The organism is Roseibium album (assembly GCF_965233825.1).
GTDB lineage: Bacteria > Pseudomonadota > Alphaproteobacteria > Rhizobiales > Stappiaceae > Roseibium > Roseibium album.
Genome location: NZ_OZ247583.1, coordinates 224,262 through 239,732, shown reverse-complemented (window position 1 = coordinate 239,732; position 15,471 = coordinate 224,262). Strand labels below are relative to the sequence as shown.

General features: G+C 56.9%; 13 protein-coding genes. 3 read left to right on the top strand and 10 right to left on the bottom strand.

Translation table 11 applies throughout. The features are described from left to right. Positions 1–116 precede the first annotated feature (116 nt). The 4 genes from betC to proX form a co-directional block, all read right to left on the bottom strand. On the bottom strand, positions 117–1,604 hold the full coding sequence (betC, locus tag ACO6TI_RS01090; protein ID WP_422384178.1) for a choline-sulfatase: 1,488 nt from the start codon (positions 1,602–1,604) through the stop codon (positions 117–119). Positions 1,605–1,606: 2 nt separating this feature from the next. Further along, a complete protein-coding gene (locus tag ACO6TI_RS01085) occupies positions 1,607–2,521 on the bottom strand; it encodes an ABC transporter permease (protein ID WP_055114312.1) in 915 nt (304 codons plus the stop codon). Positions 2,522–2,770: 249 nt separating this feature from the next. Then, positions 2,771–3,790, bottom strand: a complete 1,020-nt coding sequence (locus tag ACO6TI_RS01080; protein WP_422384177.1) for a quaternary amine ABC transporter ATP-binding protein — start codon at positions 3,788–3,790, stop codon at positions 2,771–2,773. Positions 3,791–3,854: 64 nt separating this feature from the next. Beyond that, on the bottom strand, positions 3,855–4,805 hold the full coding sequence (gene proX, locus ACO6TI_RS01075) for a glycine betaine/L-proline ABC transporter substrate-binding protein ProX (protein ID WP_104700869.1): 951 nt from the start codon (positions 4,803–4,805) through the stop codon (positions 3,855–3,857). Positions 4,806–4,912: 107 nt separating this feature from the next. On the opposite strand from proX, the gene ACO6TI_RS01070 reads away from it, so the two are divergent. Then, entirely contained in the window at positions 4,913–5,833 is a 921-nt protein-coding gene (locus ACO6TI_RS01070) for a LysR substrate-binding domain-containing protein (RefSeq protein ID WP_350185913.1), read from the top strand. A gap of 83 nt (positions 5,834–5,916) precedes the next feature. Here the strand turns inward: ACO6TI_RS01070 and ACO6TI_RS01065 are convergent, their stop codons facing one another. The 3 genes from ACO6TI_RS01065 to ACO6TI_RS01055 form a co-directional block, all read right to left on the bottom strand. Further along, on the bottom strand, positions 5,917–6,702 hold the full coding sequence (locus tag ACO6TI_RS01065) for a hypothetical protein (protein ID WP_422384176.1): 786 nt from the start codon (positions 6,700–6,702) through the stop codon (positions 5,917–5,919). 296 nt (positions 6,703–6,998) lie between these two features. Further along, positions 6,999–7,664: a pyridoxamine 5'-phosphate oxidase family protein gene (locus ACO6TI_RS01060; RefSeq protein WP_108875885.1), complete on the bottom strand. Its 666-nt coding sequence runs from the start codon at positions 7,662–7,664 to the stop codon at positions 6,999–7,001. A 63-nt stretch (positions 7,665–7,727) separates the two neighbouring features. Further along, positions 7,728–8,747: a carbon-nitrogen hydrolase family protein gene (locus ACO6TI_RS01055; protein ID WP_196901173.1), complete on the bottom strand. Its 1,020-nt coding sequence runs from the start codon at positions 8,745–8,747 to the stop codon at positions 7,728–7,730. A gap of 165 nt (positions 8,748–8,912) precedes the next feature. Here ACO6TI_RS01055 and ACO6TI_RS01050 point away from each other — a divergent pair, with 165 nt between their 5' ends. After that, on the top strand, positions 8,913–9,857 hold the full coding sequence (locus tag ACO6TI_RS01050; protein WP_055113880.1) for a helix-turn-helix domain-containing protein: 945 nt from the start codon (positions 8,913–8,915) through the stop codon (positions 9,855–9,857). A gap of 169 nt (positions 9,858–10,026) precedes the next feature. On the opposite strand, the gene ACO6TI_RS01045 is transcribed toward ACO6TI_RS01050, so the two are convergent. Together ACO6TI_RS01045 and ACO6TI_RS01040 are read right to left on the bottom strand one after the other, a co-directional pair. Continuing rightward, entirely contained in the window at positions 10,027–11,679 is a 1,653-nt protein-coding gene (locus ACO6TI_RS01045) for a tetratricopeptide repeat protein (RefSeq protein ID WP_422384175.1), read from the bottom strand. An 81-nt stretch (positions 11,680–11,760) separates the two neighbouring features. Further along, positions 11,761–12,711, bottom strand: coding sequence for an AEC family transporter (locus ACO6TI_RS01040; protein WP_055113876.1), 951 nt, complete (start codon positions 12,709–12,711; stop codon positions 11,761–11,763). A 243-nt stretch (positions 12,712–12,954) separates the two neighbouring features. Between ACO6TI_RS01040 and ACO6TI_RS01035 the strand changes: the two genes are divergently transcribed. After that, positions 12,955–14,358 (top strand): metallophosphoesterase, encoded by a 1,404-nt coding sequence (locus ACO6TI_RS01035; RefSeq protein ID WP_422384174.1) that lies wholly within the window; start codon positions 12,955–12,957, stop codon positions 14,356–14,358. 76 nt (positions 14,359–14,434) lie between these two features. On the opposite strand, the gene ACO6TI_RS01030 is transcribed toward ACO6TI_RS01035, so the two are convergent. Then, positions 14,435–15,469: a peptidoglycan -binding protein gene (locus ACO6TI_RS01030; protein WP_055113872.1), complete on the bottom strand. Its 1,035-nt coding sequence runs from the start codon at positions 15,467–15,469 to the stop codon at positions 14,435–14,437. Between the last annotated feature and the right edge of the window lie 2 nt (positions 15,470–15,471).

Here is a 15,471-nt window from a genome sequence, read left to right as displayed (position 1 = left end):
GGCTGACGATCGTGCAGGAACGCCGCCGTCCTTCAGACCGGCGGCGTTCTCGCGCTGCGAAGAAGGCGGTGACAACAGGCATGCCACCGGGACATTCAAGGGGCTGACAACCAGACCTAGATATAGTCGAAGGCCCATTCGTTATAGCCTTGGACACCGCGGTACCAGAGCACGCTGTCGGTCTCCTTTTCCCCGTGATTCCAAAGGTGTTTCTGTCCCGTGTTCATGGCATCACGGACCAGGGCGCGGCGTTTTTGACTGAGCAGGATGGCATCGACAAGCTCGGTCTCGTTCCATTTGGTTCTGACTTCCTCACAGAACGCCTCGACAAGCGGTTGATGGACTTCCGACGTGGCCAGGTTTGTGAGTTCGTCCGGATCCGCTGCCAGATCGAACAGCATTATCCCATCGTGAGAGGAGGAGATGAATTTGTGGTTCTGTCTTCGGATCATGAAGATCGGCGCAGGCGTCGCTTCGGCCAGGTACTCGGCATAGACTGGCCTTTGAGGTGGCGGATTGCCCTTGTCAAGCAAGTCCATGAGATCGATCCCTTCCAAGGGTTCCACTGGTGTGGGAGAACCTGCAAGACTGCCGAATGTCGGCAATAGGTCAACAAGCGACGTCAGTTCGCTCACCCGTTGTGCCGCAATCCAGGGAGCCTTGACGATCAGCGGAACGCGAAGGGCTTTTTCAAAGAAATGCTTCTTGAACCACATGCCGCGTTCGCCCAGCATTTCACCATGATCGGATGTGAAGACGACAACGGTGTTTTCCGCCGCACCGGTGGCTGAAAGCGCATCCAGAACACGGGAAATCAGGCTGTCGAGGTAGCTTATGGAGCCATAGTAGGCACGTATGGCGCGGCTCACGTCCTCGTCCTTGAAGCGGATGCCGAGCATGCCGAAATCCTTCAAGAGGCGAACCGAATGGGGATCGTGCGACTGTTCGGAAAGGGCCGAGACCTTTGGCATCGGAATTTCCTTTCCCTCGTAGAGATCCCAGAATTCCTTGCGGCAAAGATAGGGTTCGTGCGGGTGCGTGTAGGAGACCTGCAGGAAAAATGGCCGTTCATCGGAAGAGCGGGCCATGTCGTAAATGTGCTGCACGGCCCTGAACGTAACTTCCTCGTCGTAGTCGATTTGCACAGAGCGTTCGCAAATGCCGGCGATCCTTACGGCACGGTCGTCATTCGTGTCTCTCTTTCCCTCGTTCGCCCAGTTGGGAACCCAGGCAAAATCGGCTGGATAGAGATCGGCGGTCAAACGTTTTTCAAAACCATGAAACTGGTCGGGTCCGATGAAATGCATTTTCCCAGAAAGCGCGGTCTGATAGCCGGCCACCCTGAGATAGTGCGCATATGTCGGTATTTCGGCTGAAAACTCGGCCGCATTGTCATATGCGCCGACAGCGGAACAAAGCTGGCCGGTAGCCATCGAAAACCGCGACGGTGCACAAAGCGGGAAGTTGCAATAGGCGTTTTCGAAGACAACTCCGTTTTCCGCCAACCTGTCGAGAGCAGGTGAATGGCAGATCCGGTCACCATAGGCACGCAGCGCGGACGCGGTCAGTTGGTCGACCTGAAGGAACAATATGTTGGGAGACATTTTCATTTGCGGACCAGTGTTCTGACAGCCCCGATCGGGCCGGTTTCGTACCATTTCTGATGATTACGGTCGCGGGACGATTGACCGAAGCTCTGGGACACCCGGTCAATGACAATGGCCAGGAAAACAATGCCGAGACCACCGACTGTCGCGAGTCCCATGTCCAGGCGGCCAATGCCGCGCAATACCATCTGCCCGAGGCCCGTTACGGAAATCATCGAGGAAACGACCACCATGGAAAGTGCCATCATGATGGTCTGGTTGACGCCTGCCATGATCGTCGGCAGGGCGAGCGGGAGTTCCACCTTGTAAAGGGTCTGCCGGTTGGATGCACCGAAAGCCCTGGCGGCTTCCACCATATCAGGGCGTACCTGGCGAATTCCCAGATTTGTGAGACGCACGACCGGGGGCAGCGCATAGATGAACGTCACGATGACCCCTGACACATTGCCAATGGAAAACAGCATCACGATCGGCACGAGATAGACAAAGGATGGGATCGTCTGCATCAGGTCGAGAGCCGGCTGAAGCACCATCCAGAACCTGTCGCGCTTGGCCGCAAGAACGCCGAGCGGGATGCCGATCAGCGAGCAGAAGACAACACAGGTCAACACGATCGACAGGGTCGTCATGCTTTCTTCCCAGGCACCCATCAGGCCGATCGCGGTCATGCAGACAGCTGCGATGATACCAAGCCTGCGCCCGCCGGCCTGCCAGGCAATCAGCACAATCAACGCCAGGATCAGAAGATCCGGTGCCTCGGTCAGTCCGTCTTCAAGGGCGGTCAGAACGATATCGAACGGTACCTTGATAGCCTGGAAGATGAAGCGGAAATTGACAACGACCCATTGCAGGGCGCTTTCAACCCAGACGCCGATCGGAATCCATTCCTTGTCGAATATGTTCCAGAGATCCACAGCCGCCTCCCTAGCGTCCGTCTGATGCACATTGGGTCACCAGACCCGATTTTCGTTTCTTTTGACGAGATGCGATTGGCGCCGCATTCCGGCTGACTTCGGGCAGAGCGCCCCGACGTCCGGAAGGCAAGGTCAACTCACCGAAAACGCTGCTGAATTCACCCGATGCCCTACATCTCATCGGGTTCCGTGCCTCGGATCCAGGACGATTTGGTTCCATCGAGTGACTCCTTGTTCTTCGAAGAGGCCCTAACCGCGCAAAGCCTTGAGCGCCGCCTTGATTGTGATCAGTCCTACGGGTGTGTTCTCCCGGTCTCTCACGGTCAAGGGAGACTGGTCATCCATGAAACTGTCGATGATCTGTCCCAGTTCCGCATCGATCTGTATCTGCCTGGAAGTTGGGTCACGGCCCTCAAGCGGTTCCATTATCGTTTCGACGCTAATGAGACCGATGCGGCTTATACCCTCGACGAAATCCGCAACATAGTCGTTGACCGGATTGGTCACGATCTCTTCCGGCGTTCCGACCTGGACGATTTCGCCGTCGTTCATGATGGCGATATGGTCGCCCATCCGGATCGCTTCATCCAGGTCATGGGTAATGAAAAGGGTGGTCTTTTGCATGTGTTCGGACAGGCTGAGAAACTGGTCCTGCAGTTGCCTGCGGATCAGCGGATCAAGCGCTGAGAACGGCTCGTCCATCAAAAGAATTTCCGGGTCGGCGGCAAGGGCACGAGCCAGGCCGACACGTTGTTGCATGCCCCCGGAAAGCTGATCGGGATAGTGATCGATCCAACCGGCGAGTTCCATCGATTCCAGCGCTGCTTCTGCCGATTTGCGCCGCTCGGCCAGCGGCACACCGCGTACCTCGAGACCAAACCCGACATTTTCTCCAAGGGTTCGGTGCGGCCACAAGGCCATGTGCTGGAAAACCATTCCGATGGTTTCCGCCCGCAGTTGCCTGAGTGCCTCTTCACCCATCGTGTCGACGCGCTTGCCGGCAACATGAATCTCTCCGGCTGTCGGTTCAATCAGCCTGTTCACATGTCGTACCAGTGTCGATTTTCCAGAGCCCGACAGACCCATGATACAGAAAATTTCGCCTTTTCTGACCGAGAAGCTCGCGTTTCGAACGCCGAGGACACAGCCGAATCGATCGCGAACTTCTTCCTTGGACAACCCTTGAGAAAGAACGGCCTGCATGGCCTCGTCGGACCGCTTGCCGTAAATCTTCCACAAGTCCCGGCATTCGATCTGGGCTTCGCTCATGACGAACTCCCTTTGAGAAAAACAGGCGCGGCGAGCGCCGCGCCTCTGAAGGTGGGGAGGGATATCAGTTTGCTTTGGCTGCCTCGGTGACCCAGCCGTCGAACTCCGCCTGGTTTTCCTCGACCCAGTCTTCCGCATGGCGTCGGAAATCCTCGAGGGTGTTCTCACCGTCCCGCAATTTTACCTGAGCGGCGTTCACAGCCGCGATCGGGATCTTGACCAGCTTGAAGAACCTTGCCGCCGCCGGGTTTTCTTCGAGGAAGTCATTGTTTGCGACGATATAGACGTCGTTCACCGCGAAGCCGGCATCAAACTCACCGTCCGTCGGCACACCGACCTGGACAACATCATTCCCTGGAACAAGAACATCGCTGATCCAGTTTGGCGTCCAGGTGTAGTAGAGAATTGACCCGCCTTCATTGTAGCGCGTAATCGTGTCCGCCATGATGGCGAAATAGCTGCCCTGGTCGTGCTGGACGGTTTCACGCAGATCGTAGTCGTCCAGGTGCTTTTCGATTGCCAGTTCGCAGCCCCATCCCGGATTGCATCCAGACAGGTTGGCACGGCCGTCGCCGTCACTGTCGAAGATTGCACTGACGGCAGGATCCTGGAGCTGGCCGATATCCTTGATGCCGTGCTCTTCGGCGGTTTTCTTGTCGATGAAGTATCCTTGCCCGGCGCCGGTGATCGATGCGTTGACCCGTGTCATGACGGCTTCACCGCCCGACTTGTCGAAAAAGCCGTTATGAAGCGGCTTCCAGTGATTGAAAGTGTAGTCCGCATCGCCGGAGGCGACGGCCAGATGAACGGCAGGAAAGTCCGCTTCGAGCGTTTCCTGGACATCATACCCCAGGGCTTCAAGGCCGAGCTGAACGACCATGTGCTGGAACCAGGCGTTCGCCGGTGACCCCTTGATCGGGGATACGGACACACCATTTCCCGGTAGTTCCTGTGCCACAACAGGCGCGGCGGATGCCATAACCGCTGCCAGTGCCACTAGTGATAGCTGTCTCATACTCTCCTCCCAAGCACGTCAAGATGCATTTCTCCCGCATCATGTTCGGCTCATGAACCGGGTTTGTGAAGTTCCAAAATCCGGTTCAATCTGTTAGCTTGAATGTTATGGGAAACTTGCGCAAGACGCTTACCAAACTACCGCATCTCATTACTTTTGAGGCAGTTTGTCGAAACGACAACTTTACACGAGCTGGAGAGGCTCTCGGGATCACGCGGGTGTCCGTTAGCCGGCAGATTGCGGAGCTCGAAGATTTGCTGGGCGTGCGCCTGTTCCATCGCGGCCATCGCAAGGTCGTCCTTACGCAACCTGGCCGCATGCTTGAGGCGGAGGTTTGTCCCGCCCTGCATCAGATCGCAGGTGCGCTCAACAACGTATCGGCTGTTTCCGGCCGAACACGGCTGACGGTAACGACAACGTCTGCCTTTTCGACCTACTGGCTCATGCCAAGGCTTGTAAACTTCAACAATCTGCATCCGGAGATCGAACTGAACCTTGTCGTCTCCGACCGGATGCTGGACCTCGTGGCAGAAGGCGTCGACGTCGCCGTCCGTTACGCGCGGACACCGCCGCCGTGGGACAACGTCACAAGACTATTGCAGGAGAGGATTTTTCCGGTCGTCAGCCCGAAATATTCCGCGCGAACCCCGCTTGCCTCGCCGGAAGACCTTTTGAGCGAAAACCTGCTTCATCTCTCCGGCATATACCGTCCTGGTGCCCGTTGGCCGAACTGGTTCCGGCTGAACGATCTTCATGCTCCGCCCGAGGCGAGTGGTGTCGTGATGAACACCTATATCAACATGCTGCAGGCTGCCATTGCGGGGCAAGGCGTGGCTCTTGCCGGCTACCCTCTTGTGAATTCCTATCTTGCAGACGGGTCGCTCCTGAAACTTGACGGATTTCTGGAACACGATCGGGATTATTTCTATCTGATCGATGCCACGAAAAACCGCAAGGACGCCAGATGTTTCTGCGACTGGCTCCTCGCGGAAACCAGGCAAATGTCAATTTCCGCGCAACTCTCATAGGCAGCCGAACAAAGATCCGGCGGTCTCCAAGGCCACGCGGCGTCAAGGGAGCAGCAGCAAACCGTCTCGCAAGGTTCGTGCGCCTAAACGGCCACGTGATGCACGACCCATACATTCGGTTCGACGTACAGCCCTCGATCCCGCTCAAGGTCGATGTCGATGGGATTCAGGGCGAACGGGACGATGTATCGGCCGGAACCGGGGAAACTTTGTCCCGTCCAATCCCCCCATTCACCGACCGTGCCTGGAATGATCATCGACTTGTGGCATATCGAGATCATATCGCCTCCCAGCCGCTTGTGAACGCGCAGCCAGCTGTCAAACGGCAGTCCTTCGGGATTTTTCCAATGGATGTAGTCCGCCATCGGGATCAACGGGTAGAGGTGTTTTTCGTTCGGCCTGACCGGGAGCACGACAAATTGGAGCTTGTGTCGCCTGGCGTGTGCGATCACCTCACGGGTTGCAATTCCGCTGAATTTTTTCCCTCGAAATTCTTTCGCTACAACAACCTGCAGACCCATCAGGGCGTTGGGCCGAATTCCGGCCTCGTGATCGGACACGGACTTTTCAACGCCCCAGTCCACACCTGTGTCCGGGAGTTTGCCGAAGTCGGCGTCCACCTTGAGCGGAACCATGTTGACGACCGCTGCGATCTTGTCTCCGACGAGCAGGGAAAGCTGGTCGCCGGCAAAGTACGACATCATTTTCCCCCAGTTGGCGACGGCAACCGGGTCATGCAGCATGAATTCAGGCCAGGCAGACCCGCCTGTTTCCTGGTGCAGGTTCAGAAGATCCGGCCGTTCGGAAAGCGTTGCAACGTGATAGGGGGTTAGGGCTGATGAAACCACGTGAGGAGTTTCGGAAGGCATGGGTTGTCTCCGTTGAGCAAAATATCAATGGTGATTTCCTGCTCAGGCGATATCCATTTTCAGCCGCTCCACTCCATGGTTTCCGTTACCTGATTTCTAAAGGATAATACGAGAAACGCAATTTGATCCTCCCCTTTTTTGAAGTGGCCCGCCGTTATGTCTAGGGACAGGGAGGACGTTTCCGTCATTCTCAAGGTGTCATCTCTCCAAGCCGTCCAGGATCTACGCTAGGTCAAAACATCTGAGCGTTGCTGAATTTCGTTGCAACTGGGCACGCTATTCCAGCGAGGGTTCCATTATGATTCTCCGGCCATCAGCTTTTCCGCGTAGTCCTCCATCGTGATCGTGCCGCCTTCAGCCTGCGTTTTTGCGCGAGCGTCTTCCGGCAACGAGTCCTGCACAAGGTCGATGCGCTTCCAGGAGGGGTGAGGCTGTTCACCCTTGTTGTCGGGTACGTACGGGCTGGCCGAAACGCGCTGGTGCCGGTGGATGTAACGGGCGCAGTTGAGGAAGCAGGATGTCACGGCGACACGCACGAGCATGTTCGCACCCGGATAACGGGCCAGTTCAGGATCGGTTTCGGACAGGGTCGCGTTCCCCTGGACCCTTACGCGGTTGGGAGTTTCCATGTCGATAAACAGCAGACCAACCTTGGACGCGGCCTGGATGTTGCCCATGGACTTGAACATGCCGTTACCGTCATAGCTCGGGAAGACCAGCGTTCTTGAATCCAGCACCTTCACGATCCCGACCGGACCACCCTTGTAGCTCACGGTCGGTTCACCTTCGGCGCTGACGGTTGAGAGAAAAAAGAAATCCCGGCTTTCTATGAAGGGTATGTGCGGCTCTTCGATCTCGTCGCGAACGATTGCGGTGACGACCGTGTCTGCCAGCCTGGAGCTGTCGAACCGTTTCTGCAGTTCGCGTTGTTCACTCGTGTAGAATTCGTCTGCGGTCAGCATTCTTGCCTCCGGAAGCAATGGAGCGCGCGGAACGTTTCCGCACGCTCAGGTTCATGTGGACGTCTACTCGGCGGCGGATTTGGATAGCCGATCTTCGTCGGCCTCGGTCATTTCCACCGAGCGAGCTGCCTCATTGTCGAACGCCATGACCGGCGGGCTCGGTTTCCTGTTGAACATCAGCCGGAACACATCCGGTCTGGAATAATGACCGCAAGGGTCAGCGGCGGCTTTGCCTATCGCGATCATGTTGAGATCGATTTCGGCAATGACCAGGCCTTCTTCATCGGGTGCGAGGTTTTCGCCGAGCGGAGACCCATCCGGGCCGAAGATGCGCGCGTGGCCGCCGCCCTTCTTGAGCAGTTGCTGCTTCACCGGCGTGTCGCACAGGAATTCAACCATTTCGTCGGAGACGGTGGCGCAGGCCGCAAGGACGAAACACTGGCCTTCGACAGCGTAGATCCTGCTTGCGGCTTCGTTGACTTCAGGTCCAAGGGCGTAGGCACCGCCTTCGTAGAGCGAAAAGCTCGGCCAGGCAGCGACATGGATCTGTTCGTTTTGTGAATACATGGCGTACTTGTTGAGCGGTTGGATATGTTCCCAGCAGCAGAGTGCGCCGACCCGGCCAAGGTCTGTGTCGTGAACCGACATGTCGCTGCCGTCACCTTCGCCGAACACCGTGCGTTCCACATGGGTGGGTTTCAGCTTGCGCCGCCGCGAAATCATCTCACCATCCGGACCATAGTGCCATTGGCCCATGTAGAGCGTCCCGTTGACGTTCCAGGAAAGACCCATGACGACATGCATGTCGTTGTCTTTCGCCGCCTGGGCCAGGCGTTTGTCCTGCTCACTGCCTTCCTGAATGGAGTTGGCGACGTAGCGGGGGACGAGTGGCATGTACATGGCCGTTGCATCGAGCCAGATATACCAGGGGTAGCCCGGCAGGTAGGTCTCGGGGAATGCGATGAGCTTGACGCCCTTTGCGGCTGCCTCCTCGATCAGGCTGATGGCCTTGTCGACGCTTGCGTCCAGGTCGAGAAAGACCGGAGACGCCTGAACGGCCGCCGCCTTGAATGGTGCTGTCATGATGCTTCCTCCAGAGCAGTGTGATCGTCCGCAAGCGTGGCATGGCTGCTTTCGGAGCTCTTCGCATTCGGTGCGGAAAAAGGCGGCTTTTTGGGCGGATTGGCCGGAGAACTTCGCAAATCGGGCGGTCTGTGCTAGTCGTATCGTCCAAGGAGGTCGTCACAGATGGCGATATTGCTGAGCACCAACAGCGTCCGGCAAGTTGAACGCTTTGCCTTCTGGCGGGAAGCCGTCTGCGATGCCTATGTCCACCTCGATTGCGAGTGTTCCCACCCGGATGAATTTGACGGCGAGATCGTCCTCAACCGGTTGTCCCGTCTGTCGGCGTCCTTTGTTTCGGGCAGCCAGCAGTCAGTCCGACGCAGACGGAAGGACATTGCGCGTGCGGGCGAGGAGAGTTTCCTGATCAGCCTGCAGATGCGGCGGGAAGGGAGTGTCAGCCAGCATGACCGCGAAGCCAGCCTTCAGCCGGGTGACTTCGCGCTTTACAGCAGTGTCGATCGCTACAGGCTCGAACTGCCGGATGGGTTCCGGCAACTGGTCGTGCAGATCCCGCGGGAAGACCTGCTCAACCGTCTGCCCAAGGCGGATCTTCTCACCGGAATCGGTGTTTCCGGGCGCAGCGTGCTGGGCGGCATCATCAATGACAGCGCTGTCAGACTTGTCAGTGCCATCGACCAGTCTCCGGATGCCGTGAAACAATCCCTCCAGGAAACGGTTGTCGACCTTTTCGTAACCGGCCTCGCGTCGCTTCAGGAAACGAAATACGAGCTCTCCAAGCCGGAACAGCAACTCCTGCTGCGCGCGGATGCCACAATACGTTCCAACCTGCACCGGCCCGACTTCGACCGCCGTTCACTCGCTGCGGAATTGGGGCTTTCGCTGCGCCGCCTGTCGGAAATCTATCAAAGTGACCAGAGGTCGATAGCATCGACGATCCGCGACATGCGGCTGAGCCGGATCGCCGCCGATCTCAGGGACGCCCGCTATGCCCGCCAGTCGATCAGCGACATTGCCTTCAGATGGGGTATCGAGAACCAGCAGAGCCTGACGCGAATGTTCAAAACGCGCTTCGGAACGGCCCCCCGGGATTATCGCTCACACGGATAAAGCATCAGCCAGAACCACGGTGCTTCACGCCCGGAGGCACCGGGAGCGAGGCGTCGCAAGGCGGAACCTTGCCCGGATTGTACGCAGCTGTTCCTGCCGGAAAGGCATGTCTTTGCCCATCAAGCGCCTGCAGCTGTCTTGCCAACCGTATTGCGAGAGTGCTTCAGCGTTATTGCGGGGAGTGTGTTCTCCGGCAGAAACAGGATGCGGTGATCGGCACATCCGCGCGGGCTGCTGCAATTTCCAGCCTCTGCGCGACAAGGGTTACTTCCAGGGTATCCCCGCGGCGCTTCAGGCACTCATGCAGGCCATGCAGGCTCCAGGGATTGTCTGGATGTTGGCAGGCACGGCTGAGCTCGCCATCCAGGCCGAGGTCAGCCCTGTAGACCGCTTCCGCCTCTTCAACCTGTCCCTGTTCAAGCAACAGAGCGCCCAGTGCGTGACGGGTAGGCTGCATCCAGCCCCAGGGTTCGTCATAAGGCAACGCGTCGTCAAGCGCGACTGACCGGCGCAGATGGGCGAACGCCTCCTCATGATTGCCCCGTCGATACTCGAGCTCTCCATCCAGCATTGCTTCGGCAATGGCCAGCAAATCCTGAAAGGTATTGTTGTGAACAAGGCGGGTATCGGGGACGCGTGCCTTTGCCTCCAGAAAGTGGGCGCGCGCGGCTTCAGCTTCCGGAATCTGGCCCAATGCGGAGTGCGCGACGCCCTTGGCGTAACAGGTCATCGCTGTGGTGCAGCTGTAAAGGTCGGCGTCGGCGGGCAGTTCCTGATCGATGATCTCCTGCCACTTTCCGAAACGCACAAGTACGTGCTGTTTCATTGCCAGGTAACCTTCCAGATAGTCCGCCATGGGCGGAGAAGGTGTTCGCAAGAGTTCTTCCGGTACGGTTCTGATCAGTTCCTCTGCAGCGCTCATGGCAGGTTCTAACTGACCCAGGAACATCGCGCCGAAAATGGCAAAATGATAGTTGTGGATCCGGTAGGCCGAGTAGAAATTCATCGGCCCTTCCAGCTCAAGATATTTACGGTCGGCCTCGATCGCTTTCTGATTCCAGTGCAGAACATTGCTGTATTGTCCGCAAAGCACGTCGATATGGGTCGGCATGTGGATCAAGTGGCCTGCATCGGGTACCAGCTCCCGCAGTTGATCACCGGCACGTAACGCCCGTTGCGGAAACGGTGACATTTCCATCAAGTGGACATAAAGGTGCAACAGGCCCGGGTGCTCCCAGGATGCCGGAATTTCGGCAAATGCACTTTCCAGAACATTCATTGCCTCGGCGGTACCAGCGCCTTCCGCGATACTCCCCGAGGCCAGATCCCACATTTTCCAGGGGGTCAGGTTCATGATGGCCTCGACAAAGAACGACCTGACATTCAGGTCGTCAGGATGCGCGGCATGAACCCTACGCATTGCGTCCGCAAAATCCCTGTCCCAGCCTCTCTGGTCCTCGATCGGTTCGCGTTGGGGGTAGCGTGCCGTCAACGCTTCGGCCAATTCCCTTTCGACTGGGGACAGGTTGCCGGCGCAGGCCGCCCGGCTCTCGTCATACGCACGCGCGAGCGCCTGGCCCTTGGCTTCCGGATCGAACAGGACCCAGGGCATGTTGTAATTGGGTCCGACCGCATAGGCGATGCCCCAATGCGCCATGGCGCAATCAGGATCTAGCTCAAGTGCCTTTTCAAAGCAGGCGATTGCTGCTTCATGATTGTATCCGAAACACCATATGAGGCCACGATCGAACCAGACCTGCGCTTCGGGGTTGCTGACGGAAACCTGCCAGGAAAACGTGCCAAGATCGTAGTATTCGGACATTCCAGACCTCACTTCTTTATGCGCGTTACGTTGCGTATCTTAGTATTTTCCAGCGCTTGAATCCTGTTTTGCATGCAAATCCTACATGACGAAGGTCAATACCAGCGGCAGGGCAATGAGACTTAGAAGATATGTCGCGACCACGAGCGTTGATGCCACAGCGCCGTCGCATCCATAGCGGACCGCCAGGACTGCAGCAATCGTTCCCGATGGCATAGCCGCTTCGATGACCAGCAATTCGCGATTGATCTTCGGCAGACTGAGCGCGTCCGCGATAGTCAGTGCCAGGGTCGGTTCAAGCACGAGTTTCAGGCCGACGACAACGGCAATGAGGGGGACAAGTTTCTTGAAATCAATTGGCCGAAGCATCAGACCAACAGCAAAGGCCACCAGGACATCCAGAGACGAGGCGATGACCTTGAGCAGGGAATATAGGAACTTCATCAACCAGGCATTCTGATCGAAGCCCATATGTGAGAATACGATCCCCAGGACCGTGGCAAGGAAGATCGGTGAGCGGAAAAACCTGACAAAAGATGCACCGAAACTGACCTCATCATCTTCCTTGCGGCCGAAATAAATGGCGATCATGATGCCGAAAGTAAAAAGCGGCAGCACGACGCCGAATTCGCCCATTGTCACAACCTGGTTCATCACTTCGTGGTTGTTGTTGAAGACGTTGCGAATGATCGAGTAGCCAAGCGTCGAGGAACTGCCAACACCTGCGACGAGGATCAGTGACCCGAGCACAGGCCGACTAAGTCTCATGGCGCGTCCGATCAACCATGCTACCAGCATCACGACGGCAATCGAAACAAACATCGACAAGGCGGGGAGGAGCCGGCTGACTGTGAACGGTTCGAGGCTGATTGTGCAAAATATCAGCGAAGGGAGTGCAAACTCGGTAACAAGCCGAGCAAATACGTCTTGTTCTTGCTTTAGTATTGATCCGCGGCCCCGCAAAATAATTGCCAGGCCACTCAAGCAGATTAGAACAAGAAACTGCTCCAGTGTCTTGTCGAATACAGACACGTTCAGTGCTCTCCTCAAAATGAAATAATCAATTTTACTAATGTAAATTAACGCAAATACGACGACGATTTACAATAGAAAACATCGTATGAATTGGCCATGCTTATAGGTATTCAAAAACGCATTGAAATGTGGGCAGCCGGTCGTAATGTCGTAGTCCGTTGCTGTCCAATGTCTGGGTATGCAGGTCAATGCAAGCGCATCCACAGGAGTTGAAGAATGGCATGTTGCAGGATTCCGCGGTTGCGCAGCAAAATTTTCGCTGCCCTCATTGCCATTGGATCGGCTGGCACTCTTTCCGCTGAAACTGTTGCCAATCCGCCATTTGAAATCGGGGAAAATCAGGGTGTCTTCCTGATTGTGACCGACATTCACTTTGATCCGTTCACAACGCCCTCCCTTGTCCCGGAACTTGATCGGAGTCCGGTAACAGACTGGCCGCATATCTTTGCGCAAGGATCGGGACAGAAGTTTCAGGGCTATGGCTCGGACGCGGGGTATCCCCTGACCCATTCGGCGCTTCGTGCGGCTGCGAAAACCGGGATAGCTTTTGACTATGTGCTTTACACCGGTGACTACCTGAGCCACGGGTTCGGCCGGAACTACCGCCGCCATGCCGGTCCGGGTGCAAAGGGCCTGGACAGTTTTTCGATCAAAACCGCCCGATTTGTTTCCAACGCACTTGAAAGTCATTTTCCGCACGTGCCAATTTTTGGTGCCCTCGGAAACACGGATGCGGTTTGCGGAGATTACATGATCGCACCTGGGAGCGACTTTACCGCCGGTTTGAAGCGTCAATGGCAAGGACTGAGCGGGCAGCCGGGCGCGTTCGAGAATTTTGACGCAGGTGGCTACTACAAGGTGGCGCATCCGACCGTGCCATCACACGACATCATTGTTTTGAACGACATATTCTGGTCCATCAAGTATGACGACCGCTGTGAACCGAAGGGAGGCAATCCTGGCAGGACTATGATGTCTTGGCTCGAGCGTGAACTTATGCAGGCGCACGCGAGCGGACGGAACGCACAAATCATCATGCATGTTCCTCCCGGAATAAACGCTTACTCAACTTCGGATCAGGGCGGAAAGTGCCCGGACCGGATTACGCCCTACTGGAAAGAGGAATATTCGAACGGCTTCATTGCGCTGATGCAGAAATATCCGGACGTCGTGAAATTCACCTTCTCCGGTCACACCCACATGGACAGCTTTGTCATCCTCAGGGACAAGGATAATCAGCCGGCGATTGCTGCTCACATTTCCCCATCCGTCAGCCCGGTTTTTGGGAACAATCCCGCCTTCACGGCGTATCTGTACGATCGCAAGGACGGGACAATTCTCGATGCTGCGACCTGGTATCTGACCAATCTTGCGGCGACACAGGCTGGCAAAGCCGCAAATTGGGCACTGGAATATTCTTTTGCTGCCGCCTACGCCGTGCCTGACATGACGGCGGGAAGCCTTATGAAGACAGCTCAGAAGATCAAATCCGACGATGCGGCGAAATCGCTGTTTACCCGATATTATGCCGTATCGGCCGGAACGACCAATCCGATCGACATTTCGAATTTTCGTGCTTTTTCGTGTGCACAGTCCGCCGTGACGAAACAGGCATATGCGGATTGCTATTGCACAGAAGACTGACGGTGAAAACGGGCGGGCAAAACAACGCAGGCTGCAGATCTCCTGACCCGGTTTCTTCCGGCTGGGCAGCTGCTCGTCATCGTTCGGTCAGCTTCAGCTCGATCCGGCGGTTCTTTGCAAGTGCGTCAGGGGTCTCGCCTTCTTCCAGCGGCTGGAATTCTCCGAAACCGGCGGCAACCAGACGCTTGGGTTCGACGCCTTTTTCAATGAGATACCGAACAACTGAAATTGCGCGGGCCGCGGAGAGTTCCCAGTTGTTGCGCAGGCGTCCCGCGCCGGAGAGCGGGCGGGCGTCTGTATGGCCGTCGACGCGCAGAACCCAGTTGATTTCGTCGGGGATCTGAGCACTGAGCTCCTGAATCGCCTCGGCGAGCTTCTCGAGTTCCTGCTCACCGGCTGGATTGATGTCTTCGGAGCCGGAATCGAACAGGACTTCGGACTGGAATACGAACCGGTCGCCAACGACGGAAATATCGGATCTCTGGGACAGGATCTCACGCAGGCGGCCAAAAAAGTCGGACCGGTAACGCGACAGTTCCTGCACGCGCTGGACGAGCGCAGCGTTGAGGCGGCGGCCGAGGCTTGCGATCTTCGCCTGACTTTCCTCTTCCTTGGCTTCGGAGGCTTCGAGCGCGGCATTGGCGGCTGCGATCTGGCGGCGAAGAGCTGCAATCTGCTGATTGAGCAACTCGACCTGGGCAAGGGCTTCCTGGCTGACCTGACGTTCGTCATCAAGGAGGTTTTCCAGCCGGGCGGCGCGCCCGCCGGCTGCATCGGCTGCGCCGGAACTGCTGTCGAGGAGGCCTAACAGTCGGGACTGCTCCGCTTCGGCGTCGGACAGGCTCGCCTGCAGGCCGAGGATCGTATCTTCAAGTTCACCGGACGATGCGCGTTCCAGCGCCAGCAACTCCGTCAGTTCGCTGATCTGTGTATTCAGCCGGTTCAGGACCGTGTCGCGACCCGACAGCTGCTGCGACAGGAAGAACTGCGCGATCATGAAAATTGACAGCAGGAAAATAATGACGAGAAGGAGGGTCGCCATCGCATCGACGAAGCCCGGCCAGTAGTCCGTTGTCTGGGCGCGGCGGCGGGCGCGCAGTCCTCCGGCCATCG

Excerpts from the sequence above, each read along its gene's own strand:
- betC (WP_422384178.1), bottom strand. The coding sequence starts at position 1,604 with ATGTCTCCCAACATATTGTTCCTTCAGGTCGACCAACTGACCGCGTCC.
- ACO6TI_RS01080 (WP_422384177.1), bottom strand. The coding sequence starts at position 3,790 with ATGAGCGAAGCCCAGATCGAATGCCGGGACTTGTGGAAGATTTACGGC.
- proX (WP_104700869.1), bottom strand. The coding sequence starts at position 4,805 with ATGAGACAGCTATCACTAGTGGCACTGGCAGCGGTTATGGCATCCGCC.
- ACO6TI_RS01070 (WP_350185913.1), top strand. The coding sequence starts at position 4,913 with ATGGGAAACTTGCGCAAGACGCTTACCAAACTACCGCATCTCATTACT.
- ACO6TI_RS01065 (WP_422384176.1), bottom strand. The coding sequence starts at position 6,702 with ATGCCTTCCGAAACTCCTCACGTGGTTTCATCAGCCCTAACCCCCTAT.
- ACO6TI_RS01060 (WP_108875885.1), bottom strand. The coding sequence starts at position 7,664 with ATGCTGACCGCAGACGAATTCTACACGAGTGAACAACGCGAACTGCAG.
- ACO6TI_RS01055 (WP_196901173.1), bottom strand. The coding sequence starts at position 8,747 with ATGACAGCACCATTCAAGGCGGCGGCCGTTCAGGCGTCTCCGGTCTTT.
- ACO6TI_RS01050 (WP_055113880.1), top strand. The coding sequence starts at position 8,913 with ATGGCGATATTGCTGAGCACCAACAGCGTCCGGCAAGTTGAACGCTTT.
- ACO6TI_RS01045 (WP_422384175.1), bottom strand. The coding sequence starts at position 11,679 with ATGTCCGAATACTACGATCTTGGCACGTTTTCCTGGCAGGTTTCCGTC.
- ACO6TI_RS01030 (WP_055113872.1), bottom strand. The coding sequence starts at position 15,469 with ATGGCCGGAGGACTGCGCGCCCGCCGCCGCGCCCAGACAACGGACTAC.